Annotated in this window: 3 protein-coding genes and 1 pseudogene; 3 read left to right on the top strand and 1 reads right to left on the bottom strand. The window is 63.2% G+C overall.

The window, feature by feature from the left end:
- Positions 1-1,511 (top strand): chaperonin GroEL (gene groL / locus EN914_RS27870; protein WP_127389393.1); only part of this gene is annotated, 1,511 nt, incomplete at its 5' end.
- A 224-nt stretch (positions 1,512-1,735) separates the two neighbouring features.
- Positions 1,736-2,107, top strand: a pseudogene (locus EN914_RS27865) (type II toxin-antitoxin system HicB family antitoxin); the annotation flags it as partial.
- Between the two features lie 87 nt (positions 2,108-2,194).
- Here the strand turns inward: EN914_RS27865 and EN914_RS27860 are convergent.
- Positions 2,195-2,830, bottom strand: coding sequence for a TetR/AcrR family transcriptional regulator (locus EN914_RS27860; RefSeq protein WP_013532391.1), 636 nt, complete (start codon positions 2,828-2,830; stop codon positions 2,195-2,197).
- A gap of 102 nt (positions 2,831-2,932) precedes the next feature.
- Between EN914_RS27860 and EN914_RS27855 the strand changes: the two genes are divergently transcribed.
- A partial coding sequence (locus tag EN914_RS27855) for an NAD(P)-dependent alcohol dehydrogenase (protein WP_164778964.1) occupies positions 2,933-3,763 on the top strand: 831 nt, incomplete at its 3' end.

Below are 3,763 nucleotides of genomic sequence, written 5' to 3'. Positions count from 1 at the left end.
TCACTAAGGACGGCGTCACCGTCGCCAAGGAAATCGAGCTTGAAGACAAGTTCGAGAACATGGGCGCTCAGATGGTCCGCGAAGTTGCTTCGAAGACCAACGACATCGCCGGCGACGGCACCACGACCGCGACCGTTCTGGCGCAGTCGATCGTCCAGGAAGGCCACAAGGCCGTTGCCGCCGGCATGAACCCGATGGACCTGAAGCGCGGCATCGATCTGGCCGTGACCGAAGTCGTCTCGGCGCTCGGCAAGGCTGCCAAGAAGATCAAAACCTCCGAGGAAGTTGCCCAGGTCGGCACGATCTCGGCCAATGGCGACGAGTCGGTCGGCAAGATGATCGCGGAAGCGATGCAGAAGGTCGGCAACGAAGGCGTCATCACGGTTGAGGAAGCCAAGACCGCCGAGACCGAACTCGAAGTCGTCGAAGGCATGCAGTTCGACCGCGGCTATCTCTCGCCCTACTTCGTCACCAACGCCGACAAGATGGTTGCCGAGCTCGAGGACGTCTACATCCTCCTGCACGAGAAGAAGCTCTCCAACCTGCAGGCCATGCTGCCGATCCTCGAGGCTGTCGTGCAGACCTCGAAGCCGCTGGTCATCATCTCGGAAGACGTCGAAGGCGAGGCTCTGGCCACGCTAGTCGTCAACAAGCTACGTGGCGGCCTGAAGATCGCCGCCGTCAAGGCGCCGGGCTTCGGTGATCGCCGCAAGGCCATGCTGGAAGACATCGCCATCCTCACCGGTGGCCAGGTCATCTCGGAAGACCTCGGCATCAAGCTCGAGAACGTCGGCCTCAACATGCTCGGCCGCGCCAAGAAGGTGTCGATCTCCAAGGAGAACACCACCATCGTCGACGGCGCCGGCAAGAAGGCGGAGATCCAGGGCCGCGTTGCCCAGATCAAGCAGCAGATCGAAGAGACCACTTCGGACTACGACAAGGAGAAGCTGCAGGAACGTCTCGCCAAGCTCGCCGGCGGCGTTGCCGTCATCCGCGTCGGCGGTGCGACCGAGATCGAAGTCAAGGAAAAGAAGGACCGCGTCGATGACGCCCTCAACGCGACCCGCGCGGCCGTCGAAGAAGGCATCGTTGCTGGTGGTGGCGTTGCGCTGCTGCGCGCTTCGGCCAACATCAAGGCCACCGGCGTCAATGCCGACCAGGCCGCCGGCATCAACATCGTTCGTCGTGCGCTGCAGGCTCCGGCCCGCCAGATCGCGGCCAACGCCGGTGCGGAAGCATCGATCGTTGCCGGCAAGATCCTTGAGAACAAGGGCGCGACCTTCGGCTACAACGCCCAGACCGGCGAATATGGCGACATGATCGCCATGGGTATCGTCGATCCGGTCAAGGTTGTCCGCACCGCTCTCCAGGACGCGGCCTCGGTCGCCGGCCTGCTCGTCACCACCGAAGCCATGATCGCGGAGGCTCCGAAGAAGGAGTCGGCTGGCGGCGGCATGCCTGGCGGCATGGGTGGCGGCGGCATGGGCGGCATGGGCGGCATGGATTTCTAATCCAGCCAACCTGGCTAAGCTTACGGAAAGGGCGGCAGCGATGCCGCCCTTTTTCGTTCTTTTAGGACGCGTCAGAACGGGTGTTGGCTGTCGTCTACAGGTCGCGTTACAATTCCACATCCGCGTAAGGGATATACCGACAGGAACCGTTCGCGCTTTGTTGAAGCAGGCGGGCCTCCTGAACCAAAAGTGAGAAGCTTGCGTTACATTGCTTTCACAAAGACCCGGATAGCATCTACGGTGTGAGCTTCCCCGACATGCCTGGCTGCATCTCGGCCGGAGTTACGATCGACGAAGCCGTACGCAACGGCGTAGAGGCGCTGTCGGGCCATGTCCGGATGCTGGAAGGGGATGGCGATCCCGTTCCGCCGCCGCGCGACTTCGATGCCATCATGAGCGATCCCGAACTGGCGGAGGATCGCGACGGCGCCATGACGACTGTCATTCCGTTGATCCGTGATCGCGGATCAACGACGCGGATCAACGTATCTTCCGATCTGGGCCTGCTCGAAGCTATCGATGCGACGGCGCGTGAACGTGGACAGACACGCTCGGCCTTCCTTGCTTCAGCTGCTCGCAAAGACATTGTGGATTAGCTGCGCAAAAAGCCCACTGCCTTCGGCTGCATGGCTGGAATACGCTGGGTCTTTGCCGCGTTGACCACATCAGGCGCGGTCGCAACGTTAGGTCCCCGGTGAGGATATCCCGACCGCGGAAATCGCCGCGTCGCGATTGCGGCCTGCTCCATCAAGCACCGCGGCTTCGATCAACGCCGCCACCTCATCGGCCACGGCCTGTACCGGGGCGCGGTCGCTTGTGGCGCGGGCGATCACCATCAGCCCTTCCAGTGACGATTCGACCAGCAGTGCCAATGCATGCGCGCGGCGCGCGGGCACCCCTGCCCTGACGAAGGCGTCCCGCAGCAGGCCTATCCACTGTTCGAAGGCCGAGCGGCACAACTCCGCCAGTTCCGGCACGTCGGTGGGCGAGTCCAGCACGACAGGCGCGATCGGACAGCCGAGTGAAAACTGGTTGTCTTCCAGCATGCGCCCCACCGACTGGTAGATATGATGGACGGCTACCGCCGGATCCTTTTCGGCGGCCAGCGCTTCGCCCAGCCTCTCCGTCACGTCGGCAACGCTGGCGCGCGTCACCTCGATGACCAATTGGTCCTTGCCGCCGGGAAAATGAAAATACAGCGAGCCCCGCGGTGCGCCGCTGGCGCTCAATATGTCGTTGAGCGAGGTGCCGTGATAGCCGCGCTGCCTGAGCAGCAGCCCAGTCGTCTCGAGTATGCGGGTGCGGGTGTCGTTGGCCATGTCAACCTCTGTCAGGAGAGATCATTATAGGCCTTGCGCAAAATATGACAATCGGTCTACATAATATGTAGATCAGTCTATATATTCCTTGAGGAGAACGAAATGCGCAACTACCGCCTCGAAGGATCCGGGACCGAATCCCTGGTGATGCGCGAGGCGGCGCAGCCAGAGCCGAAACCGCATGAGATCGTGGTGCGCGTTCGCGCCACATCGCTCAACCGACGCGACACGATGATCCTCAACGGCACCTATCCGCTGCCGCCACGCCAAGGCGTCGTTCCGCTGAGCGACGGGGCTGGTGAGGTTGTCGCCGTCGGCGCTGCCGTCACCCGCTTTGCCGTCGGCGACCGTGTCACCGGCAGCTATTTCGCGCGCTGGATCGACGGCCGCATCCATGCCGGGCTCGTCGATCAGCTCGGCTGCACGCTGGACGGCATGCTGGCGGAATATGCGGTTCTCGACGAACAATGGGCGGTGCGGCTGCCCGATCATCTCGACTGGCAAGAGGCCGCAACGCTGACCTGCGCCGGCCTGACCGCCTGGAATGCGGTGACGGGCGCCGGAATTCCGAAGCCCGGCCAATGGGTTCTGGTCATCGGCTCGGGCGGCGTCTCGCTCTTTGCATTGCAGTTCGCCAAGCTGCTCGGCTGCCATGTCGCCGCCGTCACCTCGCGCGGCGAGAAAGCCGACAGGCTGCGGGCGCTGGGCGCCGACCTGGTGATTTCGACACCGGATATGCCGCAATGGGGTGCGGCCGTCCGCGACCAGACCGGCGGCATCGATCTCGTCGTCGAGACCGGTGGCCCGGCGACCTTCGCGCAGTCGCTGATCGCCAGCACGCTTTACGGGCACATCGTGCTCTTGACGCTGCAGGATGCGAAAGGCGGATCGATCCAGCTGCCGGCGGCACTCTACCAGCGCAGCCTCGCCACC

The organism is Mesorhizobium sp. M7A.F.Ca.CA.001.08.2.1, assembly GCF_003998455.1.
Taxonomy (GTDB): Bacteria; Pseudomonadota; Alphaproteobacteria; order Rhizobiales; family Rhizobiaceae; genus Mesorhizobium; species Mesorhizobium ciceri.
This window is presented reverse-complemented; position numbering and strand designations above follow the sequence as displayed.

What these genes read in the sequence shown, in the direction of transcription:
- EN914_RS27860 (WP_013532391.1), bottom strand. Translation starts at nt 2,830, where the DNA reads ATGGCCAACGACACCCGCACCCGCATACTCGAGACGACTGGGCTGCTG.